The organism is Dyella sp. CR10 (assembly GCF_055814425.1).
Window position 1 is genome coordinate 240,487 of sequence record NZ_CP185986.1, and the last position, 24,999, is coordinate 265,485.

The 24,999-nt window shown below is 64.4% G+C and carries 20 protein-coding genes and 1 pseudogene; 9 read left to right on the forward strand and 12 right to left on the reverse strand.

The genetic code is table 11. The annotated features are described in order from the left end of the window. The first annotated feature begins 177 nt into the window (after positions 1–177). Complete coding sequence (locus ACNR9O_RS01125; protein ID WP_473688413.1) at positions 178–1,305, forward strand: glycosyltransferase; 1,128 nt, start codon at positions 178–180, stop codon at positions 1,303–1,305. A gap of 6 nt (positions 1,306–1,311) precedes the next feature. Here the strand turns inward: ACNR9O_RS01125 and ACNR9O_RS01130 are convergent. From ACNR9O_RS01130 to ACNR9O_RS01155, 6 genes and pseudogenes are all read right to left on the reverse strand, one after another. Further along, positions 1,312–1,512 (reverse strand): annotated as a pseudogene (locus tag ACNR9O_RS01130) (hypothetical protein); the annotation flags it as partial. 206 nt (positions 1,513–1,718) lie between these two features. Further along, complete coding sequence (locus ACNR9O_RS01135; RefSeq protein WP_473683768.1) at positions 1,719–2,660, reverse strand: electron transfer flavoprotein subunit alpha/FixB family protein; 942 nt, start codon at positions 2,658–2,660, stop codon at positions 1,719–1,721. A gap of 22 nt (positions 2,661–2,682) precedes the next feature. Beyond that, complete coding sequence (locus ACNR9O_RS01140; RefSeq protein ID WP_473683766.1) at positions 2,683–3,429, reverse strand: electron transfer flavoprotein subunit beta/FixA family protein; 747 nt, start codon at positions 3,427–3,429, stop codon at positions 2,683–2,685. Between the two features lie 202 nt (positions 3,430–3,631). Then, positions 3,632–5,641, reverse strand: a complete 2,010-nt coding sequence (locus tag ACNR9O_RS01145; RefSeq protein ID WP_473683764.1) for a glycoside hydrolase family 99-like domain-containing protein — start codon at positions 5,639–5,641, stop codon at positions 3,632–3,634. A 27-nt stretch (positions 5,642–5,668) separates the two neighbouring features. After that, positions 5,669–7,702: a glycosyltransferase gene (locus tag ACNR9O_RS01150; RefSeq protein WP_473683762.1), complete on the reverse strand. Its 2,034-nt coding sequence runs from the start codon at positions 7,700–7,702 to the stop codon at positions 5,669–5,671. 81 nt (positions 7,703–7,783) lie between these two features. Next, positions 7,784–9,385, reverse strand: a complete 1,602-nt coding sequence (locus tag ACNR9O_RS01155) for an electron transfer flavoprotein-ubiquinone oxidoreductase (RefSeq protein ID WP_473683760.1) — start codon at positions 9,383–9,385, stop codon at positions 7,784–7,786. A 213-nt stretch (positions 9,386–9,598) separates the two neighbouring features. Between ACNR9O_RS01155 and ACNR9O_RS01160 the strand changes: the two genes are divergently transcribed. Together ACNR9O_RS01160 and ACNR9O_RS01165 are read left to right on the forward strand one after the other, a co-directional pair. Further along, on the forward strand, positions 9,599–11,008 hold the full coding sequence (locus ACNR9O_RS01160) for an amidase (RefSeq protein WP_473683758.1): 1,410 nt from the start codon (positions 9,599–9,601) through the stop codon (positions 11,006–11,008). Next, the gene (locus tag ACNR9O_RS01165) at positions 11,005–11,628 is read left to right on the forward strand and encodes an alpha-ketoglutarate-dependent dioxygenase AlkB family protein (RefSeq protein WP_473683756.1); all 624 of its coding nucleotides are present in this window, start codon (positions 11,005–11,007) and stop codon (positions 11,626–11,628) included. Before ACNR9O_RS01160 ends, ACNR9O_RS01165 begins: the two co-directional genes overlap by 4 nt. A 13-nt stretch (positions 11,629–11,641) precedes the next feature. Here the strand turns inward: ACNR9O_RS01165 and ACNR9O_RS01170 are convergent, their stop codons facing one another. From ACNR9O_RS01170 to ACNR9O_RS01185, 4 genes are read right to left on the reverse strand one after another with little or no spacing between them, the layout of a single operon-like run. Beyond that, complete coding sequence (locus ACNR9O_RS01170) at positions 11,642–12,259, reverse strand: ABC-type transport auxiliary lipoprotein family protein (protein ID WP_473683754.1); 618 nt, start codon at positions 12,257–12,259, stop codon at positions 11,642–11,644. Then, on the reverse strand, positions 12,256–13,194 hold the full coding sequence (locus ACNR9O_RS01175; protein ID WP_473683752.1) for an MlaD family protein: 939 nt from the start codon (positions 13,192–13,194) through the stop codon (positions 12,256–12,258). Before ACNR9O_RS01175 ends, ACNR9O_RS01170 begins: the two co-directional genes overlap by 4 nt. A 1-nt stretch (position 13,195) precedes the next feature. After that, positions 13,196–14,005, reverse strand: a complete 810-nt coding sequence (locus ACNR9O_RS01180) for an ABC transporter ATP-binding protein (protein ID WP_473683750.1) — start codon at positions 14,003–14,005, stop codon at positions 13,196–13,198. Further along, positions 14,002–15,147 (reverse strand): ABC transporter permease, encoded by a 1,146-nt coding sequence (locus ACNR9O_RS01185; protein ID WP_473683748.1) that lies wholly within the window; start codon positions 15,145–15,147, stop codon positions 14,002–14,004. The genes ACNR9O_RS01180 and ACNR9O_RS01185 overlap by 4 nt, the downstream gene beginning before the upstream one ends. 135 nt (positions 15,148–15,282) lie before the next feature. On the opposite strand from ACNR9O_RS01185, the gene gcvT reads away from it, so the two are divergent. From gcvT to ACNR9O_RS01205, 4 genes are all read left to right on the forward strand, one after another. Continuing rightward, positions 15,283–16,383 (forward strand): glycine cleavage system aminomethyltransferase GcvT, encoded by a 1,101-nt coding sequence (gene gcvT, locus ACNR9O_RS01190; protein WP_473683745.1) that lies wholly within the window; start codon positions 15,283–15,285, stop codon positions 16,381–16,383. 76 nt (positions 16,384–16,459) lie between these two features. Next, a complete protein-coding gene (gene gcvH, locus ACNR9O_RS01195; RefSeq protein WP_473683743.1) occupies positions 16,460–16,855 on the forward strand; it encodes a glycine cleavage system protein GcvH in 396 nt (131 codons plus the stop codon). Between the two features lie 524 nt (positions 16,856–17,379). Beyond that, on the forward strand, positions 17,380–17,934 hold the full coding sequence (gene metJ / locus ACNR9O_RS01200; protein WP_473683741.1) for a met regulon transcriptional regulator MetJ: 555 nt from the start codon (positions 17,380–17,382) through the stop codon (positions 17,932–17,934). Between the two features lie 332 nt (positions 17,935–18,266). Further along, a complete protein-coding gene (locus ACNR9O_RS01205) occupies positions 18,267–19,301 on the forward strand; it encodes an energy transducer TonB (RefSeq protein ID WP_473683739.1) in 1,035 nt (344 codons plus the stop codon). Between the two features lie 99 nt (positions 19,302–19,400). On the opposite strand, the gene ACNR9O_RS01210 is transcribed toward ACNR9O_RS01205, so the two are convergent. Continuing rightward, entirely contained in the window at positions 19,401–20,738 is a 1,338-nt protein-coding gene (locus ACNR9O_RS01210) for a serine hydrolase domain-containing protein (RefSeq protein ID WP_473683737.1), read from the reverse strand. Between the two features lie 55 nt (positions 20,739–20,793). Here ACNR9O_RS01210 and ACNR9O_RS01215 point away from each other — a divergent pair, with 55 nt between their 5' ends. Next, complete coding sequence (locus tag ACNR9O_RS01215; RefSeq protein WP_473683735.1) at positions 20,794–21,381, forward strand: LemA family protein; 588 nt, start codon at positions 20,794–20,796, stop codon at positions 21,379–21,381. Positions 21,382–21,422: 41 nt separating this feature from the next. Continuing rightward, entirely contained in the window at positions 21,423–23,345 is a 1,923-nt protein-coding gene (locus ACNR9O_RS01220; RefSeq protein ID WP_473683733.1) for a M48 family metallopeptidase, read from the forward strand. Here ACNR9O_RS01220 and ACNR9O_RS01225 read toward each other — a convergent pair whose 3' ends face one another. After that, positions 23,346–24,947 (reverse strand): GMC family oxidoreductase, encoded by a 1,602-nt coding sequence (locus ACNR9O_RS01225; RefSeq protein ID WP_473700732.1) that lies wholly within the window; start codon positions 24,945–24,947, stop codon positions 23,346–23,348. Positions 24,948–24,999: the final 52 nt, after the last annotated feature.

Consider the following 24,999-nt stretch of genomic DNA (forward strand, 5'->3'; position numbering starts at 1 on the left):
GTTCTGCAATTGCATCTGGCGGCTATCAAGCATAGGTTGTTACGGCTAATACTGGCCTATGCCCCTTGGCTGTATGTTTCGCGGGCAAGACGTTTGCGGTGGTTCGTTCGAGGGAAGGGCGGCTTGCCAAGGAAGGGAGCGCAGTCGACTGGTCGGGCTTGGAAGCCATGTGTCTTGGTGGTGGATCATGACTTTCCCGAGCTTGGTCGAGACGCAGGCTCCAAGGCGATTTACCACTTGGTGGGATTGCTGCAGGATCGTGCGAAAGTTGTCTTTTGGTCGGCTTCTTCCATGCCATCAGTCGCGGGTGCAGATTTGCTGCGATCGCTGGGGGTGGAGGTTGCCGCAAAGGAAGCTGGCGCAGATCTGGATCAATGGCTTGGTCAGCGTGAACGTGATGGCTGCTCGTTCGATGCGATGGTGCTCAGTCGCCCCATTATCGCTGCGATATATATGCCGCTGGCGCGCAGGTACATCAGGGGGATAACGGCCTACTACGGGCACGATATCCATCATGTCAGACTGGCTGACATGAAGATGTTTGAATCGGTCCCGGGGCTTGAAGCTGAGCAAAGGGAGATTGGACGAATCGAACGCCGTCTCTGGAAAGCGGCGGACGTCGTTTTCTATCCCTCCGACAATGAAGTTGACACCGTCAACGAATATCGCCGTAGGCAAAGGCTGGGGCCTAATGCCTTAGTGCTGCCGCTCTGGGAAGCACCTGATGTTCCTGGGCGAGAGATGTCGGCGGGTTCTCGAAGTGGTTTGCTGTTTGTAGGAAGTCATGCTCATGCTCCGAATACTGATGGGTTGAATTGGTTCTTCGAGCAGATTCTTCCTGTTATTCGCCGGCATGGATGCGATGACATCGTATACATCGTAGGTTCGGGCATGGATCGGTACCGGCCGCCTTCGGACGACTCTTTCGTTGACGTATTAGGGCAAATCGACGATCAAGCTCTGGATGCGTTATACGCAAAAGTGCGTGTCGCCCTCGTTCCGTTGCGATACGGTGGGGGGGTCAAAGGCAAGGTGATTGAAGCCATGGGCAAGGGTGTTCCATGTGTCACCACGTCGGTTGGCGCACAAGGTCTCGCCTGGGCTTCAGAGGTGCTGGAGCCGATTGACAGCCCTGACGCATTCGCGAACGCGGTTGCAAGGTTGACTGTGAGCGATGCGCTCTGGGAGGAAAAATCTTCGAGAGGTCAGGGCCTGCTGTCAGCGGCCTATGCGCGAACAGTCATTTCCGGCCGTTTATTCAATGCGCTGCATTTGGATGCCGGCTGTGCGGGCTCCCCATCGTAGAGAGTCTTAGACGAGCAGTTTGTGCTGCAGCAGAGGTGAATCACCGCGCGTTTCAATGTTGATGAAGCGTTCTCGTACTTTCGAGTCATCCGGAAGTAGCGGTGTTTGATGATGCCATGGCATAACGGATGGGCGACAGGCCGCCGGAGAGCGATGCGGTCGGTCATGGTTGTAGCGGTGTTGCCAGTCCTCGGTCATGCGTCGGACTTCGGCTGGCGTTTACGCCCACGGCAAGAGCCTCCTGTCGCGATGGGCTGCTCAAGCGGACCTCCCTGGCCCAATACGACCGGGCCAGGGAGAAGCAGCTGCGTTATCGCGTTGCCGATTTGCCAGATGAGCTCCTCGTTAAGCTTGTCTGGAACGCGGCCGCGGATATCGCATGCCTTGAAGCGGTTAGGTTCATGTCGCGTGAATCAGATGGCTTGTTCGAGCTCTGGAATAATCTTGAACAGATCGCCGACAAGACCGATATCCGCGATCTCGAAAATCGGCGCTTCGCTATCCTTATTGATTGCTACGATGGTTCCTGCGTCCTTTATGCCCGTGAGATGCTGGATGGCGCCGGAAATACCAATGGCCATGTACAACTCCGGGGCGATGATCTTGCCGGTCTGGCCCACCTGCAGATCGCTCGGTACGTAGCCGGCATCAACTGCTGCCCGCGAGGCCCCCACGGCGGCGCCAAGCTTGTCAGCAAGTTTGTAAACAATATCGAAGTTCTCTTTCGATCCCACGCCTCGGCCACCCGAAACAACTTTGCTGGCGCTCTGCAGGTCGGGGCGATCGCTCTTGCCCTGGTGCAGCGCTACAAAGTGCGTATGCGAGGGAAGTGCGACGTCGATATCGAGCGTCTCCACCGGGGCCAGTACGGCGTTCAAGGTTGCGGCAGGCCACGACGCATTTCGGATGGTTGCAACCACCTTTGAGTCTGGGTCCACTTCCACCGTGATGATCGCGTTGCCAGCGTAGATCGGGCGTTTGAAAGTGTGAGATCCCTCCACGCTCATCACATCGCTCACCTGCGACACGCCGAGGAGTGCCGCCACGCGTGGCATGACATCCTTGCCGAAGGTCGTTGACGGAGCGAACACATGGCTATAGCTCGCCGCAACGCACGCGATTTGGGGGGCGAGCACTGCTGCCAACGGATGCGCGTTCTCAGGGCGCATGATGGTCAGCACGCGGCTGACGCCTTGAATCATGGCGGCATCGGTCGCGACGGCATCGGTTTGGTTGGTCAGCACCAGTACGTCGATCGCTTCGGGCGCAACGGCAGCGGCTGCGCTGACGGCACGTGCCGTCGAAGGGTTTAGTTTGCCGTCCAGGTGTTCGGCAACGACGAGAATCTTGCTCATGTCATTATCTCCTAGAGGTTGCTTAGAGCAGACCCTTCTGTTTCAGCGTGGCGACTAGTTCGGCCGCATCCTTCACCATGACGCCTTTGCTACGCTTCGCAGGTGCAGCGTAGTGGATCGTCTTGACATGCATGGCGGCTTCGATGCCCAGTGAGCCCAGATCGATGGTGTCAATGGGCTTGGACTTAGCCTTCATGATGTCAGGCAGTTTGATGAAGCGCGGTTCATTCAAACGCAGATCGGTAGTGATCACCGCAGGCAGTTCCGCCTCAATCACCTCGAGGCCGGCATCCACTTCGCGCGTCACCGTAGCCTTACCTCCAGCAATTTCTAGCTTGCTGGCAAAGGTGGCTTGTGGGCGGTCCCACAGCGACGCCAGCATCTGGCCAGTCTGGTTAGCGTCGTCGTCGATCGCCTGTTTGCCCAGAATCACCAGTCCGGGCCGCTCCTTCTCGACCAACTTCTGGAACACGCGGGCGGCTGTTAATGGTTGGACCGTATCAGTCGCGACTATATGGATGGCGCGATTGGCGCCCATGGCCAATCCGTTGCGCAGGTGCGCGGTGAGGTCGGCTGGTCCGATGCCTACGATCACGACTTCTTCGGCGAACCCCTTTTCCCTCAGCCGCAGGGCTTCTTCCAGCGCGATATCGTCAAAGGGATTGGCGGAGAGCTTTACCCCGTCGGTGATGACGCCCGTACCATCGGGTTTGACTTGAATGCGGACGTTATAGTCCACGACGCGCTTGTAGCCGACCAGAATTTTCATCAGCGAATTTCCTCGGGTTGCGGACGCCTGGGGACATCCGGAGGTTTACTCAGTCGGCCATTCTAATCGGATTTACCCAACCATGCGGATGCGCACGGTGGTGCGCCGCAGCGTACTGGAGGAGGGCTGTGCCCTCGTCGGCCAAGCGTCTTTTTGTCCAGGGATGAGATTGGCCCGGCTGTGCGAGGGGTAGTGAGTAGAGCTATGTTTGGCCGGCGAGGGGCTCGCACGCCGTGGCAGCATCCAGGGTCTCGAGTTTCGCGCTGGCGGCGGCCAAGACGAAAGCATGCTCAATGGCGCGTGCCATGGGGCTAAACCCTGCGATGTCCCCTTCGAAGTCAGCGAGGTCGAAGTTCGCATCCAGTAGTGGGCGAATGGCGGTAAGGCGGGCCCAAAACATAGGGCCAGTAAGGAAGCAGGGCTGCGGGGCCGGCGGGATGCCCAGGCGTCGGTAAGCATAGGCGGCCACCGGATCCCTATCCGGATGCTCGCCAGGATCCGTCCGCTGGATGTGCCCTTCCGGCACTACGAGTCCGAGTCCGGAGCGCTGCTCGAAGGCATTCAGGATGCGGGCAGCGCGTTCCTGTGAAAGCAGCAGATCGATTGGCGGATGGCCTGCGCCATGATCGATGCACCCGGCGTCCAGCCTAAGCACATACGTCGTGCCCTCGTCCAGAAGCCGGTCAGCGACTTGCAAGAATGGCCATGTGTCGCCTTGCCGGCTCTCGAATAATTCGATCTGTGCGTCTAAACGGTGCTCGAGTAAGCGGGTGCGTATCCATGACTCATGGTCTGCCGTCGTTGCCACGACGATGCGCCATGAAATGCCGCTGTGGCGCAGTGCCTGCATGATCGTGTCAAAACCGTCGATGCGTCGCGCATGAATAACAGCACACGGATAATGACCCTGCCCAAGGAACGCGTTGGGCTGCAGGGCCTGCCTGGTAGCCTCAAGCCACGCATAACCAAGGCGAGAATCTGGTTCGAGTACGGCTCCCTCCGCCCACTCATTCCATGCATTGACGAAAACCATGGGCGACGTCGGGGTGCGCCGCTTAGTGGTCTCAATAGCACTCCGCAGCCAATCGCGATACCCGCGTGGCGATGCATGCAGAAATACACGCCCGCGACCGCTACGTCGTGGCTCATTGTCCCACCCTGGGTTGACGCCGGGATACAGGGGATAAGCAGGCTCATGTTTGCCTGATATCTGGGCGAGTTCCCGCCAGTCAAAGACGTCGCCGCGGAACGCCGGGTTGATCAACTGCTGCTGCGCAGTAATGGGCGCCATAGAGGTGTTGTTAGGGGGGAACTCCACGGCGGCATCGAATCCGATCGTGTAAGGATCGACGCGATCGAAGCTCTGCACGTAGGCCAGATATATTTCACCGATACCATTGGTTCGGCACCATGAGCGCCATCGCTCAGCGGTGGCTTTCGGGTCTGGAAGCAGGCCAGGGCGATAGACCAGCAGCAGCGGTTTGCCCATGACGCGTAAATAACGCCCGTCTTTGAGATAGCGCGATACATGCGCGATAAAGGCCAAATCGTCGTCGTCGCTGTGCGCTTGGCTGATAAGGATCTCATCGGCGCGCCCATCCCAGCGCCGGGACCAGTTCTCGTTGGCCCAGCAAAGGCAGAGCGGCAGGCTTAGCGAGGGATCGTTGAGCCATTGCTGCAGGGGCGATTCCAGGAGCGTCTTGCCGGCGAACCAGTAGAAATAAGTGCAGAAGGCGCTGATGCCATATTCGCTAGCCAACTGCATCTGACGGCGCATGACATGGATGCAGCGTAGGTCGTAGAACCCTAGTTCCCCTGGGAGGCGCGGCTGCATATGCCCCTCAAACTGGGGTAGGGCTCGGCTGACATTGTTCCATTCGGTAAATCCATTGCCCCACCAGGCGTCGTTCTCCGGAATCGGGTGGAACTGCGGGAGATAAAACGCTATGACCTGGGCCGGAGGCGGGTTCGGTAGATCGCTTGCTCGATAAGTTCGGTAGCCGATGGCGCGTGCGCCAGCCGCTCGGCGGGGGCGGCAGGACAAATATCCCGAAGGTGGCTGGCCCCGCGGGCCTTCGGGAATCCATGCGGCGTACTGCCTAATGAACCGTTGGCGCAACTGGTCACGCAGGATCTGCGGCATGGGCATCAGCTGGAAGCCAGCGCGCAGGATTTGGAATACGTAGCGGCGTGCGAGGTCGGCGACTGGCATAGATCAATGGTCTGGCATTTTGTTGGGCTAGACGGAGGCGACCAGTAACGCAAGTGATCTGCGCAGAGTTTCCGCGGCCGCCTCTCTAGAGAAATGACGCCTTACATTGTCCTGTCCGCCGAGCGATAGGCGCATCCAAAGGCGGTCGTCATGTCGCAAGCGCCACACTGCTTCGGCGAAGGCTGGTGCGTTATCTGCGATGAGCACATTGTCACCGTCGACCAACTGCATGCCTTCAGCAGCGATAGTGGTCGCGATGACGGGAACACCATAACTCATCGCCATATTGATCTTGCCTTTCACACCAGCGCCGAAGCGCAATGGAGCCAGAGATGCCAGCGAGGTCCCAAGCCATGGAGATAGGTCAGGGACGCGGCCGTGTAGTTCTAAGCCCGGCGTGGCCAGTTCCTGCCTGATAGCATCCGTCATGTCTCCCAGCACGTGGATCCGCAAGTCGGGATGATGCTTGCGTATAAGGGGCAGGATCTCCGCCGCGATCCATCGCAATGCATCTACATTCGGAGGATGGCTGCAGCCGCCGATAAACACGAGGTCATTTCGCTCGGCGGGAAGGGCTTGGCTGCCATGCACATCATGAATATTCGAGAGCAGCTCCACACGGGCGTGAGGTAGCTCGGCGCGCAACAGCGTCTGTTCGTGCGGACTGACGACGAAGGTAACGTCGGCTTTCTTGACCAGAGTTAGCTCGCTGCGCCGCGAAGCCCTGGCCTGCCTTGCCATGCTAGGACTGCCGCTCAGCTCGGCGGCACGCTGCTCGCGCAAGTAGTGCAGATCCACCGTGTCGAACAGAAGCAGGGCCTGGGGAGCGTGTTTCCTTACCAAATCGGCGTACTGGCCGGCCACTGCGTGGCGGCAGAGGACAACCGCGTGCAGCGTACGACCATGCTCCTGTAGCCATTGCAGCGGATTCTTTGTCCATGGCAGGCAGTGCACTTCGGTTCCTAGCGCGCCTAGTGCCTGGATCTCGGATTGGCTGGCGCGGCCATCGTCCGGTAGCAGGCTGACTTGCCAGCCTTGCTCATCCAGGAGGCCTAGAATCGCGGAAAGCCGGAGCGAACCCGAGTCGCGAGTTGGATCGGGCGTCATGCTGTCCACCACGAGGATGTGGCCGTTACGGCGCCAGGGGATCGCGCGACTCAGAGGAGTCCCGGCCGGTGGATGGCTCGATAGGGTTGTGCGCCATTTCTCTCGAAACTTGTCCTGGTTGATGACTTGATGACGCTTCATGCCCGAGTGCAGATCGGTGCCGGCACTGATGCCTTCGCAATGGATGATCGTGCTGGCGGGTTCGTAATAAACGCGCAGTCCGATCTTTCGCACGGCAAACGCGATGTCCGTATCCTCGAAATAAGCGGGTGAGTAGCGAGTATCGAAGCCGCCAATCCGAGTAAAGGTCTCGCGGCGGATCATCAACGCCGCTCCACTGACATAATCGACCTCGCGTCGGTAGCGCCATGCGGGGGCATCGCGCTCTTCGAAGCGGCCGACGTTCCAGCTCGTGCCATCGGCGAACACCAGGCCTCCGGCTTCTTGCAAGCGGCCATCGGGGTAGACCAGTCGGCTACCGGCGATCCCGCAGTCGGCACGATCCGAGAAACAGGACAAGAGGCCATCGAGCCAGTTTGGCGTTACCTGGGTGTCGTTGTTGAGGAAGAACAGGTATTCGCCCTTGGCTACGCTGGCACCTGCGTTGCAGCTTCCGACGAAGCCAAGGTTTCTGACGTTGTTGACGAGGTGTATCCCCCCCAGTTGCTTGAGAGTCTTCAAGTCGTCATTGGGCGAGGCATCATTGACGACAATCACTTCAAACGGAGCGTCGGGCACATGACGAACTAGCGAACGCAGGCAAGCCAGCGTGTAATCCAGCTTGCCATACACGGGGATGACGACTGATACAAGCGGCTGCGTATGGGTAGGCAGCACGAATGGTTTGAAGGGTACGTCAAGTGGCGCTATCGAAAGATCGTCATCGATAGCTGAGCGTGATTGGAACTCTTGGCGCACGCGCGCCCAGGTGCCGCGCAAGCCACGCAGTGCCATGCTGCCGCGTACCCGCTGCAGCGTGTAGTGCAGGCGCCTGAGGCGCCAAGTCAATCGAGCGGACAGCGCCTGATCCTCGATTTACAAATTCTGATAATTCGGCCCCGACCCACCCTCTGGCGTCACCCAGTTGATGATCTGATACGGGTCCTTGATATCGCACGTCTTGCAATGCACGCAGTTGGCGGCATTGATCTGCAGGCGCTTGCCGGCCTCGTCCTGCACCATCTCATAGACGTTGGCCGGGCAGAAGCGCTGGCAGGGATTGCCGTATTCCTCGGCGCACTGGGTGACGCAGATGGAGGTGTCGGCCACATGCAGGTGCACGGGCTGGTCCTCGTCGTGCTCGGTGGCGGCGAAGTACACGCCGGCCAGGCGGTCGCGTGGCGGGAGTTCGCGCTGCACGTAGTCGCGCTTGGGTTCCTCTTGCTGGCCAACCTTGTGCAGCGAGGACCAGTCCGCCTTGTTCTTGAGCGTCCATGGCGAGGCGCCGCCGGTAACGGTCTCCCAGGCGGCGTTGAGCATGCCGAACCACAGGCCCTTCTTGAAGGCGGGCTTGATGTTGCGGACGCTCTTCAGTTCAGCCATGACGTCTGAGCCGCGCAGCTTGGCGTCGAAACCGGCAGGGTCGAGGCCGGAGGTGGCCAGGTGCTCGGCGGCGAGCATGCCGCTCTTGATGGCCTGATGGGTGCCTTTGACCTTGGGCACGTTGAGCAGGCCGGCGGTATCGCCGATCAGCAGGGCGCCGGGCATTTCCGTCTTCGGCAGCGACTGGTAGCCGCCGGTGACGATGGCGCGCGCGCCGGCGGAGAGAATGCTGCCGCCTTCTAGCAACGCCTTCACCGACGGATGGTTCTTCCACTGCTGAAAGGCTTCCCACGGCTGGTAGTTCGGGTCGCTGTAATCCAGGCCGCTGACGTAGCCGAGCGCGATGCGGTCCTTGTCCAGGTGGTACAGGAAGCTGCCGCCGTACGTGTGGCTGTCGGCCGGCCAGCCGAAACTGTGCACGATCTTGCCGGGGCTCACCCGGCCCGCCGGCACCTGCCACAGTTCCTTGATGCCGATGGAGTAGCCCTGCGGGTCGCTGTCCTTGTCGAGGGCGAAACGCTTGATCAGCTGCTTGGTCAGGCTGCCGCGCGCGCCTTCGGCGAGCACAGTGACCTTGGCCTTGATGTCGATGCCCTGGGTGTAACCCGCCTTGTGCGAACCGTCCTTCGCCACGCCCATGTCGCCGATACGCACGCCGGCGACGGCACCGTTCTCGTCATAGATGTTGTCGGCGGCGGCGAAGCCAGGGAATACGTCTACGCCCAGCGCTTCGGCCTGCGGCGCCAGCCAGGCGCACATGGCGCCGAGCGAGACGATGAAGTTGCCATGGTTGTTCATGCCCGGAGGCACTGGCAGCTTGCGCGCGCCGGTCTTGCTGAGCAGCCAGAACTCGTCCTCGGTCGCGGGCACGCAGATCGGCGGCGGATTGTCGCGCCAGCCTGGCAGCAGGGCATCCAGCGGCTGCGGTTCGATCACGGCACCGGACAGGATCTGCGCGCCGATGGTGGAGGCTTTCTCGATCACGCACACGGTGACGTCCGGCTTCAACTGCTTCAGCCGGATCGCGAACGACAGGCCGGCGGGGCCTGCGCCCACGACGACGACGTCGTATTCCATGATTTCGCGTTCGCTCATCGGGTGCTCCAGAGGCTATCAGCTGGCTGTCGTTGGCTGGCATCGCCTGCGCCTCACCGGTACGTAGCCGGTGCGTGCGGCGAAGGGCGGCCGTGGCCGCCCCAGCGGGACATTGTCCGTTTTCAGGCACCGTGCGGCAACGCATGGTGCGATACCGCTTGCAATCGCTTCACGGCTGCCATTGATAATCGAACCCGCTGAAAGGGAGTTTTCATGAGTTCATTGCCGCCGATCTCCGACCGCGACCTGCGCCGCGCCACCGTTTGTCAACTGCTGCACTGGCTGGCGGCGGGGAGGGTCCAGCCGCAAGGGCTGGCCGACGTGTACCAGGCGGCGATCGATCGGTTGAATCCCCAGCTCAATGCGTTCGTCGGCCTGAGCCCGAGCCTGCTCCAGGAACAGGCGCAGGCGGCGCAGCATCGCCGGCGCGATGGCGTGCTGGGCCGGCTGGACGGTATCCCCATCGCCGTCAAGGACAACTTCGACGTGGCTGGCTGGGTCACGCGGGCGGGCTTGCCCGGGCGCCGGCAGCCGGCTCAGGAGGACGCCCACGTCGTGGCGCGTCTGCGCGCCTCTGGCGCGGTGCTGGTGGGCAAGACCAACATGGACGAGGGCGCTCTGGGCGCGTCCACCGACAACCCGCATTTCGGCCCCACGCATAACCCCCACCGCCTTGGCTACACGGCCGGTGGTTCGTCAGGTGGCGCAGCCGCGGCAGTGGCTGCCGGCATGGCAGTGGCTGCGGTCGGTTCGGACAGTCTTGGCTCGATCCGCATTCCGGCCAGTTACTGCGGTCTGTTCGCGCTCAAGCCGACCCATGGCGAGATTTCCGCGCGCGGCCTGGTGCCGGCGGCCCGCCGTCTCGATGCGATCGGCCTGATCGCCCGCGGCGCCAACGACCTGACCGTCTTGTTGCAGGTTCTGGCCGGTTACGACGCCGACGACGCGCGCTCGCGCCGCCGGCGAGTCGCTTTCGCGCCGCCGGACTGGGAGCCGGGCAACCTGCGCTGCGGCCTGTTGCCCGATCTGGCCGCGGTGGGCGTCGAGCCGGCGGTGATCGAGGTATTCGAAGCCGCGCTCGCCAAGCTTCCACGCGAACTGGGTGAACGCCGTGCCGTGGATTTCACCGACTGGGATTTCGCACGTACCCGCCGCGCCGGTCTGTTCCTGATGGAGGCGGAGATGCTCAGTACCTTCGCCGACGACCTGGCCGATACCGAGCGCCCCGTGTCCGATCGTTTCCGCCGCATGCTGTCGTATGCCTCGGCCAAGAGCGCGGCCGACTATGCGGTGGCCGACCGTGTGCTGGATGCGGCCACGTTGAAGATGCGCCGTCTGTTCGCGCAGGTGGACGTGCTGATCATGCCCACCACGCCGCAAGGCGCCTTCCCGTTGGGTGGCGCAGTGCCGGATTCGCAAGCGGATCTGACCAGCTTTGCCAGCCTCGCCGGTTGCCCGGCCGTCAGCATCCCCATGGGAACCCTGCCGGACGGCATGCCGGTCGGCATGCAACTGGTCGGCGCGCGCGGCTCCGACCTGCGCCTGCTGGAGCTCGCCGAGGTCTGCGCGGCTACGCTGGATGCGGAGCCGGTCTACCCCGTGGAGCCGCTTTCCGGCGCATGAGCCTGTTCGGCGGCGACGTGGGCGCGGCGTGGCAGGCCATTCCACTGCCCGGTGCGGATCTGCGCCTGATGCCGCACTGGCTGGGTCGCGACGAGGCCGATGCCCTGTTCGCGGCGCTGCATGGCTCGATTCCCTGGGAGGTGCATCGCATCCGTATCTTCGGACGCGAAGTGGATTCGCCACGCCTGAGCTGCTGGATCGGCGATCCGGATGCCACCTACGTATACTCGCGCACGCGATTCGAGCCACACCCCTGGAGCGACGAGCTGGCCAGCCTGCGCCAGCGGGTGGAGGCCGCTTGCCAGGCTCGTTTCAACAGCGTGCTGGCCAATCTCTACCGCGACGGCCGGCATGCGATGGGCTGGCACAGCGACGACGAGCCCGAGCTGGGCGCGCGTCCGGTGATCGCTTCGCTAAGCCTCGGCGCAGAGCGCCGTTTTTGTCTGCGCGGGCGCGATCCGGCGCGGCGAGAGGTGCGCGGACTGGAACTCCCGCACGGCAGCCTGCTGCGCATGGCGGGCGAGACGCAGCGGCTTTATCAGCATGCCTTGCCGCGCACCAGCGCAGGGGCAGGGCCACGGATCAACCTCACGTTCCGCTGGATAGACCGGCGCCGTTGAGGCGGCGGACGGCTCAGGGGGCGGTCGTATCCGCGTGCTGCGCCAGCGTCCAGCCCACCACCTGCGCGGCGAGCGCGTCGCTGGCCTGGCCGAACGCGGCAACCACCTGCGGCACGGCGGTGCCGCTGACCGGCTGGGTCACTTCGAAGCGGCGTGAAGCGACAATCTTCAGCCCGCTGTTGCGAACCAGCCGGGCGTCGTAGCGCACCACGACCACCGGCTGCTTGTCGCGGTACTCGGACTGGAAGGCGGTCAGGTCCCCGCTCAGCACGTAATCGGCCTGGAGGTTGGTGTCGTCGCTGCTCAGCGCGCCGATACGGCCGTCATTGCGGAAGCCTTCGATCAAACGGTTGCGCAGCAGTACCGGGACGCGGTCGCTCCATCGCGCGCCCTTGTACACGCTGACCACATCGCCCTCCGGAAAGACGGCGATGCGTGCACTGTCAAGCATGCGTTCGGCCTGCGGCGCATCCACTCGCAGCGACCAGTTCACCGTGTTCGCCTGCGCCCGCGGCAGCGGGGCGGCAGGCAGACGGTAGATATCCGGCGATTCGGCTTTGGGCAGCACGGAACAGCCGGACAGGGCGAGCAAGGCCGCCGCGAACAGGACAGGGCGGACGATGGTCCTCATGGCACGAACTCCTTGCTGCGGTCGCGGCCGAGCAGGAAGCCGGCCGGGTTGTCGTCGAGTTTGCGGGTGATGCCGCGCAGCGAGCCGGCCGCGTCGCGCAGCTCGCGCACGGCGGGGCCCAGTTCGCCCAAGCCCTGCATGCCTCCGTTGAGCGCAGCGCGATTGTCGTTGAGCAGGCGGTCGATCGCGGCGGTGGAGCGCTCCAGCGAAGCCATCGCGTTGCGCGCGCTTTCCAGCGTGGCGCGTGCCTGCTGGTCGACGAGGCCGTTGGCGCTACGGGCCAACTGCTCGGTCTGCTCCAGGGTGGCGGTCGCCTGCTTGCTCGCTATCGCGAGCTGGCTAAGGAGGGCACGGATATCGTCGCGCTGGTCGGCTACCGCGCCGGTGGCCTTGTCCAGGTGATCCAGGGTGCGGCTGATGCGCGCGACGTTCTCTTCGGACATCAGCTGGCTGGCGCGCGAAACGACATCGTTGATATTGGTCATCACGTCCTCGCCATTGGCCAGCAACTTGCTCAAGGGCGATGGGTCGGCCACGATCACCGGCAGCTCGCCGCCGTCGGCGGTGAGCCGCGGGCTGTTCGGCGAACCGCCGCTCAGCTGGATGACCGCCATGCCGGTGACGCCGGTCAGCGCGAGCTTGGCGTGCGTGTCCTGCCGGATCGGCGTGTCGGCGCCGACGCGGATGCGCGCGAGGACCCGCCGCGGATCCTGCGGATCGAGCTTGAGTTGCGTGACGTCGCCGACTTTGATGCCGTTGTATTGCACGGCTCCGCCTTGCGACAGGCCGGTGACGGCTTCGTTGAAGATCACCTGGTATTCGGCGAACTGCCGGTCCGTGCTGGATTTGGCCAGCCACAGCCCGAACAGCAGGGCAGCCGCCACCACGATCACGGTGAACAGGCCGATCAATACATGATGGGCGCGGGTTTCCATCTCACTTCACCTCTCGCGTTGCTTCCGCAGCCAGCGCTGCGCGGCCGCGGGGGCCGTGGAAATACGATTGAACCCAGGCATCGTCCGTTTCCGCGACCACGTCCAGGCGGTCGCACACCAGCACCTTCTTCTGCGAGAGCACGGCCACGCGGTCGCAGATGGTGTAGAGCGTGTCCAGGTCGTGGGTCACCAGGAACACGGTCAGTCCGAGCGCGTCGCGCAGGGTCAGGATGAGCTGATCGAACGCGGCCGCGCTGATCGGGTCCAGGCCGGCGGTGGGTTCGTCGAGGAACAGGATCTCCGGATCCAGGGCCAGCGCGCGCGCCAGCGCGGCGCGCTTGACCATGCCGCCGGAGAGCTCGGAGGGGTACTTGGTGCCCGTGCCCTGCGGCAAACCGGCCAGCGCGAGCTTGACCTCCGCCAGCCCCTCCGCATCGGGCCGCTTGAGGCTGGCGTATTCGATCAACGGCATCGCGACGTTCTCTACCACGTTCTGCGAGGAGAACAGCGCACCGTTCTGGAACAGCACGCCGAAGCGGCGCTCGATGCGCGAGCGCTGTTCGGGGGGGAGGCTGAGCAGATCCTGCCCGAACACCCGGACCTGTCCGGCCGTGGGGCGGCGCAGGCCGACGATGGTGCGAAGCAGGACCGACTTGCCGGTGCCCGACCCGCCCACCACGCCGAGAATCTCGCCCCGGCGCACGTCGAGGTCCAGGTGTTCGTGCACCGCCTGCGTGCCGAAGCGGTTGATGAGGCCGCGGACCTGGATCACATCCTCTATCGACGTCTGTTTGGCGGGAACGGCGTTCACCAGCCCATCTCCATGAAGAACAGTGCGGCCAGCGCATCGATCAGGATGACCACGAAGATCGACTGGACCACGCTGGAAGTCGTGTGCTCGCCTACCGACTGTGCGCTACCGCTGACCTTGAAACCCTCCAGGCAGCCAATGACCGCGATCAGGAAGGCGAACACCGGCGCCTTGACGAGGCCGACCAGAAAATGGCGCACGCCGATGTCGGCCTTGAACAAGGTCATGAACATGGTCGGCGAGATATCCAGCGTCAGGGCACAGACCACGGCGCCACCCACCAGGCCGGAGAGCATGGCCAGGAAGGTAAGCAAGGGCAGGGACACCAGCAGAGCCAGGACGCGCGGCAGCACCAGCAGTTCGACCGGATCCAGACCCAGCGCGCGGATGGCGTCGATCTCCTCGTTGGCTTTCATCGAGCCGATCTGCGCGGTGAAAGCGCTGGCAGTGCGACCGGCCATCAGGATGGCCGTGAGCAGCACGCCGAACTCGCGCAGGAAGGAGAACGCGATCAGATCCACCGTATAGATGGTGGCGCCGAAATCGGCTAGCACGGTGGAGCCGAGGAACGCCACCACCGCGCCGACCATGAAGGTCAGCAGCGCCACGATCGGTACCGCGTCCAGGCCGGTCTGCTCGATGTGCGCCACCAGCGAGGTGATCCGCCAGCGGCGCGGACGCAGCATGCCGCGGGCCAATGTCTCCAGCGTCATGCCGATGAAGCCGAGCAGTTGCAGTTGCTGGCGCCACACGCTCTCCATGGTGCGGCCGATGCGCGACAGCACTTCGATCGCCGTGGAGGTGCGCCGTTCGCGCTTGGGCCTCTGGTAGGCGTCAAGCGCCTTGCCTACGGTTTCGAGCAAGGCGCGCCGGGCCGGCGGAAGTTCGGTGCCGCCGCCGGCCAGTTCGGCGATCCGGCCCGGGCCGAGCAGGCGCACCAGGAGCGAGGCGCCCGCCGTATCCAGCTCGGCCAGCCCGTCCAGGTCTATGCGGGCGCCATCGGGCAGCGTTGGGGCCAGGGTATCGACGCGGCGTTCGAGCACGACATAGTGGGCCAACGTCCAATCGCCCGCGATGCGCAGCCTGGGCGGCTGTGCGCTGGCATCGAGTTCTGCGCTTCCTGTCGCGGTCGATGGACTCATGGTGGGCGATCTTATCGACATGCGTGGCCTTTGTATGCGTGACAGCCGCGTGGACGCCGCAACGCAGCACGGATGCGGCTTGGAATGCCAGGGGACGAGCGGCGATAATCCGGTTTTTCCCCCAGGCCCAAAGCGATGACCGAGAAGACCGTACTCAACGCCACCCACCGCGCGCTCGGCGCGCGCATGGTCGATTTCGGTGGCTGGGACATGCCGATCAACTACGGCTCGCAGATCGAGGAGCACCACGCCGTGCGCCGCGATGCCGGCATGTTCGACGTCTCGCACATGACGGTGGTCGATCTGCACGGCGACCGCACGCGGGAGTTCCTGCGGTACCTGGTGGCCAACAATGTCGACAAGCTGAAGGTCCAGGGCAAGGCGCTCTATACCTGCATGCTCGACGAGCAGGGTGGCGTGATCGATGACCTGATCGTCTACTTCTTCGACGACCAGCATTTCCGTCTGGTGGTAAATGCCGCCACCCGTGCCAAGGACCTGGCCTGGATCGGCAAGCAGGCGGCGCCGTTCGGGGTGGAAGTGAAGGAGCGGCCCGATTTCGCGATGATCGCCGTGCAGGGCCCGAACGCCCGTGACAAGGTAATCGGCCTGCTGCACGAGGTGGACCGCGAGCGCATCCGCAAACTCGGCAAATTCGTCGCCGCTGCCGCGCAGGGGCCGCATGGCATGCCGCTGTTCATCGCCCGCACCGGCTACACCGGTGAGGACGGCTTCGAGATCATCGTGCCGGAAGAACATGCCGTCGCCCTGTGGGAAGCACTGGCCGCCACTGGCGTGAAGCCGGCGGGCCTGGGCGCGCGCGACACCTTGCGCCTCGAGGCCGGCATGAACCTCTACGGCCAGGACATGGACGAGACCGTCAGCCCGTGGGAGGCGAACCTCGGCTGGACGATCGCTCTCGACGAAGGCCGCGACTTCATCGGCCGCAAGGCGCTGGAAGCCCAGAAGGCGGCTGGCGTAAAGCGCGTGATGGTCGGCCTGGTGATGGACGAGAAGGGCGTGCTGCGCCACGGGCAGAAGGTCCTCACTGCCAACGGCGAAGGCGAGATTCTTTCCGGCGGTTTCGCGCCGACCCTCGAGAAGTCGGTGGCGTTCGCGCGCATTCCGGCGGGCGATCCGGGTGCGGTGCGGGTAGACATCCGTGGCCGCGAGATGCCGGTGCGCGTGGTGAAGTACCCGTTCGTGCGCGACGGCAAGCCTTGCGAAGGCATCTGACGACGGGCACGTGTTGCCCGTTTCGTGAAGCGGCTAGAATGCCGCGCATCTTCCAACCCCAAGACTGGATCCGATCATGAGCGAGATTCCCGGCGATCTGAAATTCCTCAAGTCCCATGAATGGGCTCGCCCCGAAGACAGCGGCCTGGTCCGCGTAGGCATTTCCGATCACGCTCAGGAAGCGCTCGGCGACCTGGTCTACGTCGAGCTGCCGGAGATCGGCGCGGCGGTGACCAAGGGCAACAGCGCGGCGACCGTGGAGTCGGTGAAAGCCGCTTCCGACGTCTATTCGCCGGTGTCCGGCGAGATCGTCGAGGTCAACGAAGCCCTGGCGGACAAGCCCGAAACGATCAACGAGGACGCCTTCGGCGAAGGCTGGCTGTTCGTGGTCAAGCCCAGCGATCGCGCCGAGCTCGATGACCTGCTCGACGCAGACGCGTATGCCGAGCAGGTGGAGAACGAAGACCACTGATCGACTGGCCGCGCAGCGGTCCGAACGCATCGAACGACGGCCGCGCAAGCGGCCGTCCGTTTGTCGGAGGCAGCTCGAGCGACTCGCGCGGGCGAGGCAAGGCAGTCGCTCGTCGAGACCGTCGACGAGGGGCTGAAGGCGCCTTCGGGAGGGTCGAGGGAGGTGCTGAAGGGGCTCCGGTCGAATTTCGTTCATCCGCCCGAAAAGGGTGCCTGACGGCCCTGTAAGCCCTTGCCAGGCAAGGGCTTACGCGCTGGCGCATTTAGTGCGAACGATTATGTGCGAATGAAGCGGAATAGCGGGTTTTACGCGGGATTTAGGCGGTTTTTTGTTTTTCGACGATTTTCTTGGATGGACGTATGGACGTCCAAACGGATAATCCCATCCAAGCCCGTGGAGCCTTGTGGGACAGGGCTTCCGGGGTGGAAGGGCCGGGTCGGGCGGATTGATTTTCTGGTTGAAATCAATTGACAGCCGAAATAATCGGGAATAGTTTTCGCACCAGATAACGGGGAACAGGCGTTATGGCATCACAGAAGTACATCAAGCCGTATGTCGAGCACGGCGAGAAGGCCGGAGCAGTACGCAAGATCACGGTCTCCATTCCAGTGCACGTACTGCGGCTTCTGTCGGACGAGCGCACCCGTCGTCAAGTGAACAATTTGAGGCACGCCACGAACAGCGACCTGCTGGTCGAGGCGTTCCTCCACGCTTTTACTGGGCAACCACTGCCAACTGATGAGGAGCTGAGACGAACTATGGCCACTGCCAAGAAAGCTGCTAAGAAACCCGCCGCCAAGAAGGCTGCCAAGAAGACCACCGCGAAGAAGGCCGCTACCAAGCGTCCGGTCGCCAAGAAGCCGGCCGCCAAGAAGGCCGTGAGGAAGACCGCGAAGAAGGCCGCCGCCCGCAAGCGTCCGGCCGCCGCCAAGAAGGCGTCCGTCAAGAAGGTCGCCGTCAAGAAGGTTGCCAAGAAGGCCGCCAAGAAGGTTGCCAAGAAGCGCACCGTGAAGAAGGCTGCTGCTGCCAAGGTGGTCAAGGCCACCAAGACGGCCAAGGCCAAGACTGCCAAGAAGTAAGAACTACTAGAACACGTCGTACATCGATTTTCTCTCCCTGCGGTGCCCAGCGCAGGGAGGGGCACTTCGAAAAGCGTTTCGTCCCGGCCCATGCCGGGACGCTTCGTTTCCGGGGTACGGAAACGAACTCCTCTGCGCGCTGGCGTGTCGCCGCCCGTGCGACGCGTTAACGCATTCCCTCCCGCCACACCGTGAAGCTACGCGCGATTTGCCGTAGTGCTGCATTGCGGTTACCTTTCGCGTATCCGCGCCGCGGCAGGCCGGGGGGTCCGCCGCTCCTGGGTGTACAGGGGGAAAAAGCGCGGGTATCTGATGACACTCAGCGAGAGACCATGGATACCCGATATATCCGTCATGCGCGCACGCACGCGCAGGGGGCGATCCAGCCCGTTGTCATAGCCATTGTGGTCGTGATCGCCGTACTGGCGGCGGCCGCATGGTTCCTCATCATCAAACCCCATCAGGATCTGGTGCAGGCCGACAATGGCGGGCATCCGTCCACGCCGGTCGCGGCAGGCCATGAGGCGCCACCGCCGCCGGCCAATGTGGAAGCGATGAGCCTCAACCAGCTGCTTTCCGAGGCGCGCCGCGCGATGAACGAGCAGCGTCTGCTGGCGCCTGCCGGCAACAACGCGTTCGAGTTCTACTTGAAGGTGCTGCAGAAGCAGCCTGGCAACCAGGTGGCCACCGATGCGCTACGCGAGACCTTCCCGTTCGCCGCGACCGCGGCGGAGCAGGCGATCAATCAGCGCGATTTCAACGATGCCCAGCGCCAGATCGAATTGCTCGCCAAGGCCGACCCCGCGAATTACACGCTGACCATCCTGCGCTCCAAGCTCGACGCCCAACGCAAGCTGGCCGACCGCGAGCAGCAGCTGGCGGCGGACAAAGAGAAGCAGGCACAGCTCGCGGCGCAGAAGGCGGCAGCGGATAAGGTCGAAGCCGATCGCCAGGCAGAGCTCAAGGTACAGCAGGCAGCCGCCGAACAGCAGCGTCTCGCGCAGCAGGCGCGCCAGGCCCAGCAGCAACAGCAGGCGGCCGAGGCGGCTCGACAGCAGGCGGCCGCGAGCAATACCGCGGCACCAGCCGGTGACGCAGGTACGCATGCTGCCGTGCTGGTCAAGAACACCGCGCCGCGCTATCCCACCGCGGCCATGCGCGCCAACCAGGAAGGTTGGGTGGAGTTGTCCTTCACGATCTCCGCGACCGGAGACGTGGGCGACGTGAAGGTGGTCGATGCGCAGCCGCGCCACGTTTTCGACCGCGCCGCGATCGACGCGGTGAGCCGCTGGAAGTACCAGCCGGCGACCCAGGACGGCACGCCGGTGGCGACCACCAAGCGTCAGCGCATCGAGTTCAAGCTCTGAACCGGAGCGCCTGGCGCGCTCCCTGACATGCAAGAGGCGCCGCACGAAAGTGCGGCGCCTCTTTTGTTTGCCTGGGAAATGCGGGACGCCGGAGGTACGTCAGCGCTTGCGGCCGTGCTTGCTGGATGCGGCCTTGCCACCGCTGCGTGATTTGCCCTTGGCCTTGCCCTTGGCGGCAGGCTTGGCGCTGGCCACGGCGGGTGCGTCGCTTTCCACGCCGGCCCAGTCCACGTGCTCCAGGCCCAGCATGCTGTCGAACACCATCGGCATCAGGCCGGAAGGCATCGGACTGGCCGAATTCCACATGGTCACCACACCCGCGTGATACTTGGGGAAGAAGCCGATCATGGTGCGATAGCCCTCCACCGCGCCGGCATGGAAGATCAGGGTTTCGCCCCCGTACTGGAAGACGCGCCAACCGAGTGCGTAGGAGGCCGCGCTGAGGCGCTCGCGGCGCCAGGGCGTCGAGCGCAGCTCCACCGGCGTGGTCACTTCCGGCGCGTGCAGGGTTTCCAGCAGCGCCGGCGAGAGCACGTCAGGCCGGCCGCCCATTTGCGCGATCAGCCATTGCTCCATGTCGCGCAGGCTGGCGTTGACGCCGGCGGCGGGCGCGACCCGGTAGTAGGCCTCCTTCGGTTCGAACGGACGCCAGTTGCCCGGTCCGGCGGGGCGATGCGGGCGTGCCCAGCTCGCGCTCGCCTCCAGCGCTTCGCGGCCGTAGCTCGCCGTCTTCATGCCCAGCGGGAGGAAGACGCGTTTGTCGACCTGTCGATAGAAGAAGTCGCCCGTCATGGCATAGACCACGTCGCCGATCATGCTGAAGGCGACGTTCTGGTAGCCGTAGCACTGGCCGACCGCGCAGGTCATGTTGACCTCGTCGAGTTTGCGCACCAGCTCCTCGTAGGAAACGTCGCCCTCGAGCATGTTGTCGTAGGTGTTGCGCGGAAGGCCCAGGCGCTGGCCGAGGATGTCGCGCACGGTGGCCTTCTCGGCGGCGGCGGCGTCCTTGAGCTTGAAGAACGGCAGTACGTCGGCGAGCTTGGTATCCCAATCGAAGCGGCCGTCGCTGATCAGCAGGCCGGCCACTGCCGTGGCGAACGCTTTGGACAGGGAGGCCAGGCGGAACACCGTTTCCGGCGTGACCGGCTCCTGCGTGGTGGCGTTGGCATAGCCCAGGGTGTGCTCGAAGACGACCTTGTCGTCGACCACCACCGCGGTGGCGAGACCGGCGACCGCGTGGCGCTGGTCGAGCTTCTCCAGCCATTCCTTATAGGCGGCCAGCGTCGTCTTGACGCGTTCTTCAGGGAGACGTTGCGGCGCGGCAGTCGCGCTCTGCATGGAAACTTGCGCCGGCGCAGCCGCGGGCTCGGCGAGCAGCGGGCCGCTGGCGAGGCCGAGGATGCCGGCGATCGACAAGAAAAGGTTGCGAAACTGCATGCTACTCTGGCGTGGTGTCAGCGCGGAACGCGCCGGAAACTTTGGGGGAAAAGCAATGGGATGGCTGGTCGTGCTGGCGATCGTCGCCGTGATTGTCGTGTACTTCGTGTCGGTCTACAACGGACTGGTGGCCGCGCGCAACGGCTACAAGAACGCCTTCGCGCAGATCGACGTGCAGCTCAACCGTCGCCATGACCTGATTCCCAACCTGGTCGAAACGGCCAAGGCGTACCTCGCGCATGAACGCGAGACGCTGGAGTCGGTGATCCGCGCCCGCCAGGCCGCGATCAGCGGATTGGCGGGCGCCAAGGCCAACCCGGGCGATACCGTCGCCATGCAGCAGTTGGCGGGCGCCGAGAACGCCCTGAGCGCGAGTCTGGGCCGCCTGTTCGCGGTCAGCGAGTCCTATCCGGAGCTGAAAGCCAACCAGACGATGGCGCAACTGGCCGAGGAGCTGAGTTCCAGCGAGAACCGCGTCGCCTTTGCCCGCCAGGCGTTCAACGACGCCGTGATGGCCTACAACAACAAGCGCGAAATGTTCCCGGGCTCGCTGCTCGCCGACCGCTACGGCTTCAGGCCGGCCGGTCAGCTCGAGCTGGATAATCCGGCGGCACGCGACGTGCCCAAGGTCTCGTTCGCCTGAGGCAGCGTCGCCGCGATGGCGCGGCGTACACAGGGGCGTCGATGGATTTCTTAGCGCAGCAGACTCGACAGCGCGCCGCCAGCCGGCGGTTGGTGGTGCTGTTCGCGCTGGCGGTGGCGGTCATCGTCGCGCTGGTCGATGCCGTGGCGTGGGTGGCATGGGGGCTGTGCTCGCTGTTTTTCATGCGTTCGCCGTTCCCGACGGGAAAAGTGCTCGCGCTGATGACCGCCGTCGTGGCGGGCGGCATTCTTGCCTGTTCGTTCTATCGCATGCGCCGCCTGGCGGCCGGTGGCCGGGTCGTGGCCGACTCGGTGCTGGCTGACGAGGTGACGTCGGCGCCCGACGACCCACGGCTCCATCGCTTGCGCAATGTGGTCGAGGAAATGGCGATCGCTGCCGGCGTGCCGACGCCGGGCATCTATGTCCTGCCCGATGAGTCCGGCATCAATGCCTTCGCCGCGGGCCGCGAGCCGCGCGACGCGGTGATCTGCGTGACCCAGGGCTGCCTGGACCATCTGTCCCGTGACGAGCTGCAGGGCGTGGTCGCCCACGAGTTCAGCCACGTGCTCAACGGCGACATGCGCCTGAACATTCGCATCATGGGTCTGCTTTACGGCATCCAGGCCATCGGCTTCCTGGGCCGCCGCCTGCTCGACCAGAGCGATGACAATGGTCATTACGACCGGCGCCAGGCCCTCGGCATCCATATAGTCACCCTCGGCGTGGCCTTTATGGTGATCGGCTATGTCGGCGTGTATGCCGGCCGGATGATTCAGGCGGCGCTGAGCCGGTCGCGCGAGTCCCTCGCCGACGCTTCGGCGGTGCAGTTCACGCGGCAGACCGATGGTCTGGTCGGCGCACTCAAGAAAGTGGGCGCGATCGCGGAGGGTTCATATCTGTGCACGGGTCGCCGCGGCGAGCTCGCGCATATGCTGTTTGCCGAAGGCGACGAATTCCAGCGCCGGTTCTCCACGCATCCTCCGCTGCTGGAGCGTGTCCGTGCGCTCGACCCCGCCTGCAGCGCCACCGAGCTGAAGTTGTTCGCCGCCAAGTATGCAGCGTCGCTGGGGCGAGAAGATGAGGACGTCACGGCACGCGAAACACCCACCGCGCCATTGCCGACGATCTTCGAACCGCCGCCGGAAAGCCTGAGTCTCTACACGCAGTTCGGCGCTGCGCCTGCCAAGGGGGCTGTGCCATCGTTGTCGGCCGAGGTGCCAGGTCAGCTGTCCGGCGAACTGGTCGGCATGGCGCGCGAACCCGAAAGTGCAGCCGGCTTGGTGCTGGCCTACGCCTTGTCACCGGAATGGGCGGTGCGCGATGGTCAGCGCCGCACCATCGGTTCGGTCCTGGGCGAGGCGGTCGCGGCAACGGCTGCGGTGACGGCCGACGCGGTCGACGGCTTGCCGCTGAAGCAACGGCACCTGCTGCTGGCGCTGGCCGTACCCGCGCTCAAGCGCCTTGGGCCGGCCCGCCGTGGCGCGCTGTTGCATGCGGTCGACCAGCTCGTTCGGGCCGACGGACGCATGGAGCTGCGGGAATATGCGCTGTTGCGGCTGTTGCGGGCGCAACTGCGCGAAGCGCCATCGGCGGCGGCGGAACCCACGGCGTCCGGCAAGTTGTCCGCTTGCCGCGAGAGTTATTCCCTGGTGTGCGCCGTGCTGGCGTGCCACGGCAGCGCCAGCGAAGATGAGGCGAAGCGTGCCTGGTGGCTGGCGCTGCAGGAAGCGCTCCCTGGCGAGGCACTGCGCTGGCCTTCGTTGCCGGCGCTGTGGCAGGACGATTTCGATCGTGCCCTGGACGAGCTGGACCGGCTCGGTGCGATGGGCAAGGAACTGGCCCTGCGCGGATGGATGCGCGCGATCATGGCGGACGGCAAAGTCACCGGCGATGAAGCGCAGCTGCTGCGGCTGATCTGCGCGAGCCTGCATTGCATGCCGCCGGCGGAGCTGGCGGCGGCCTGATCAGGCTACGCCGAGCATCAGGGCGCTGGCACGCTCGGCAATCATGATCGTCGGGGCATTGGTGTTGCCGGTCACCAGCGAAGGCATCACCGACGCGTCGACCACGCGTAATCCCTGAATGCCCCATACGCGCAGCTCGCTGTCCACGACCGCGTCCTCCTCGCGTCCCATGCGGCAGGTGCCCACCGGGTGGTAGATGGTCTCCGCGCGCCGCCGGACGAACTCGAGGTATGCCGCATCGGTGTTCAGTGCGTGAGGCGGCTGCACCGGCGCCCCCCGGTAGGCGTCGAACGAAGACTGCGCGAGGATCTCACGGGAGATTTTCGCGGCCTCGACCATCATCTTCAGGTCGTGTCCCTCAGGATCGGTGAGATAGCCGGCCCGGATGCCGATATGCGCTGCCGGATCGGCTGAGCGCAGGCGCAGCTGGCCGCGGCTGCGTGGATGCAGGTAGCAGGCGTGGACGGTGTAGCCGCGCCCCGGTAGCGCCTGTGCGCCATGGTCGTCCAGTTGCGCCGGGATGAAATGGAACTGGATGTCGCAACGCTCATCCGTCGCGAAGCGGCTGCGCACAAAACCGCCGGCCTCCGCTGCGTTGGACGTGCCAACGCCGCCGCGCGTGCGCAGGTAGCGCCAGGCGACGGCGGCATCGTTGAGGTGATCGAGCGTTGCGCGGCTGGTGGTGCCGACGACGGTGCAGATATCCAGGTGATCCTGCAGATGGGCGCCCACATGCGGCTGGGCCAGCACCACCGGCAGGCCATGCTCACGCAGATGGTCCGCCGGCCCTACGCCGGACAGCATGAGCAACTGCGGGGTGTTGATGGCGCCGGCGGCAAGGATTACTTCGCCCGCCTCGATACGCGAACCACCCACCTGCACGCCGATGGCCTGTCCACCTTCGATCAGTACCCGGTCTACCTGCGCACCGGTACGCACGTGCAGGTTGGGACGATCTTTGACGGGGAGGAGATAGGCGACGGCCGCCGAGCAGCGTGCGCCATCTCGCTGGGTGACCTGGTAGAGGCCGAAGCCGTCCTGGCGTTCGCCGTTGAAATCGTCGTTGCGGGCGAAGCCCGCTTCGGTGCCGGCGGCGACGAACGCGTCCGACAGCTCGCTGTGGCAGCGCAGGTCGTCCACCCCCAGCGGGCCGCCTGCGCCGTGCCAGGGACCCGCGCCGCGGCGATTGTCTTCGCTGCGCAGGAACCAGGGCAGCACCTCGCGCCAGCGCCAGCGCGCGTCGCCAGTGACTTGGGCCCAGCCGTCGTAGTCCGCGGCGGCGCCGCGGATGTAGCACATCGCATTGATCGAGCTGGATCCGCCCAGGGTCTTGCCGCGCGGCCACCACAGGCGGCGGTCCAGCAACTGGGGCTCCGGCTCCGTGCGGTATCCCCAGTTGATCCGGTGACCGCCATATAGCCGCGCCAGGCCGTGATGGTCGCCTACCAGCTTGGCGATGCCGGCGGGCATGTGGATCAGCGGATTCCAGTCGCGCGGACCGGCTTCCAGCAGCAAGACGCGTTTATCCGGACGGGCGCTCAGCCGGTTGGCCAGCACGCAGCCGGCCGAACCGCCGCCGACGATCACATAGTCGTAGCTCATCGATCCCCTCATCGATCCCTCCTGGCCGGATGGGCCGTCACACGCCCATGCT

Bases quoted from the DNA above. Each gene is read 5' to 3' on its own strand.
- ACNR9O_RS01135 (WP_473683768.1), bottom strand. From the start codon at position 2,660: ATGAGCAAGATTCTCGTCGTTGCCGAACACCTGGACGGCAAACTAAAC.
- ACNR9O_RS01140 (WP_473683766.1), bottom strand. From the start codon at position 3,429: ATGAAAATTCTGGTCGGCTACAAGCGCGTCGTGGACTATAACGTCCGC.
- ACNR9O_RS01145 (WP_473683764.1), bottom strand. From the start codon at position 5,641: ATGCCAGTCGCCGACCTCGCACGCCGCTACGTATTCCAAATCCTGCGC.
- ACNR9O_RS01150 (WP_473683762.1), bottom strand. From the start codon at position 7,702: ATGGCACTGCGTGGCTTGCGCGGCACCTGGGCGCGCGTGCGCCAAGAG.
- ACNR9O_RS01155 (WP_473683760.1), bottom strand. From the start codon at position 9,385: ATGAGCGAACGCGAAATCATGGAATACGACGTCGTCGTCGTGGGCGCA.
- ACNR9O_RS01160 (WP_473683758.1), top strand. From the start codon at position 9,599: ATGAGTTCATTGCCGCCGATCTCCGACCGCGACCTGCGCCGCGCCACC.
- ACNR9O_RS01165 (WP_473683756.1), top strand. From the start codon at position 11,005: ATGAGCCTGTTCGGCGGCGACGTGGGCGCGGCGTGGCAGGCCATTCCA.
- ACNR9O_RS01170 (WP_473683754.1), bottom strand. From the start codon at position 12,259: ATGAGGACCATCGTCCGCCCTGTCCTGTTCGCGGCGGCCTTGCTCGCC.
- ACNR9O_RS01175 (WP_473683752.1), bottom strand. From the start codon at position 13,194: ATGGAAACCCGCGCCCATCATGTATTGATCGGCCTGTTCACCGTGATC.
- ACNR9O_RS01185 (WP_473683748.1), bottom strand. From the start codon at position 15,147: ATGAGTCCATCGACCGCGACAGGAAGCGCAGAACTCGATGCCAGCGCA.
- gcvT (WP_473683745.1), top strand. From the start codon at position 15,283: ATGACCGAGAAGACCGTACTCAACGCCACCCACCGCGCGCTCGGCGCG.
- gcvH (WP_473683743.1), top strand. From the start codon at position 16,460: ATGAGCGAGATTCCCGGCGATCTGAAATTCCTCAAGTCCCATGAATGG.
- metJ (WP_473683741.1), top strand. From the start codon at position 17,380: ATGGCATCACAGAAGTACATCAAGCCGTATGTCGAGCACGGCGAGAAG.
- ACNR9O_RS01205 (WP_473683739.1), top strand. From the start codon at position 18,267: ATGGATACCCGATATATCCGTCATGCGCGCACGCACGCGCAGGGGGCG.
- ACNR9O_RS01210 (WP_473683737.1), bottom strand. From the start codon at position 20,738: ATGCAGTTTCGCAACCTTTTCTTGTCGATCGCCGGCATCCTCGGCCTC.
- ACNR9O_RS01215 (WP_473683735.1), top strand. From the start codon at position 20,794: ATGGGATGGCTGGTCGTGCTGGCGATCGTCGCCGTGATTGTCGTGTAC.
- ACNR9O_RS01220 (WP_473683733.1), top strand. From the start codon at position 21,423: ATGGATTTCTTAGCGCAGCAGACTCGACAGCGCGCCGCCAGCCGGCGG.
- ACNR9O_RS01225 (WP_473700732.1), bottom strand. From the start codon at position 24,947: ATGAGCTACGACTATGTGATCGTCGGCGGCGGTTCGGCCGGCTGCGTG.